This is a genomic window from Actinomyces sp. S6-Spd3, assembly GCF_000758755.1.
GTDB lineage: Bacteria > Actinomycetota > Actinomycetes > Actinomycetales > Actinomycetaceae > Pauljensenia.
Map to the genome: position 1 here is coordinate 1 of NZ_JRMV01000119.1, position 663 is coordinate 663.

Genomic DNA, 663 nt, shown 5'->3' on the forward strand with positions numbered 1-663 from the left:
GACCTCATCACGCTTGAGGCGGCGAAGGCGCCGGTGGGCTCGCATGGGTTGATCTTCTTCCCGTTCTTCAACTCGCAGGCGAATCCGTACTTCCATGACAATGCGCGAGGCGGGATGCTGGGCATTACGCAGATTCATACTCGTGCTCACGCCGCGCGCGCCGTGCTCGAGGGTGTGGCTTATGAGTTGCGCATGAGCGTGGAGTCGATGGAAACCGCGATGGGTGAGCCATTTGAGACCATCCGCTTGTCGGGTGGCGGCGCGAACTCTGTGTTCTGGAGCCAGGTGCAAGCTGACATTTATGGCCGCCCAGTTGAGCGCCTGATCGTGTCCGAATGCGCCGCGCTAGGCGCTGCAATTCTTGGCGGTGTTGGCGCGGGAGCGCTACCCTCCGTTGACGTGGCGGTGGACAACATGGTGCACACGCGCGGGTTCATCTACCCGAACGAAGACAACCATGCGGTATACAACGAGTACCACGAGGTGTTCAAGAAGGCGTTCCTCGCTTGGGCGAATGCGGATGTTTACAATGACCTCGCAGACGTGAACGCGCGAATGGCTGATAACCCGGCTGCTAATTAGGTGCGCTAATCGGGCCTGACCGTCGCGCATGAAAGCAGGCTGATGGCTTAAAAGTAGTGGGGTGTTGCTCTAGTACAAGAG

Annotated in this window: 1 protein-coding gene; it reads left to right on the forward strand. The window is 59.0% G+C overall.

Annotated features, from left to right (window positions below; genetic code table 11):
• Nucleotides 1-582, forward strand: a 582-nt coding sequence (locus HMPREF1627_RS00725; RefSeq protein WP_034500312.1) for an FGGY-family carbohydrate kinase, incomplete at its 5' end; no start/stop codon positions are given.
• Between the last annotated feature and the right edge of the window lie 81 nt (nucleotides 583-663).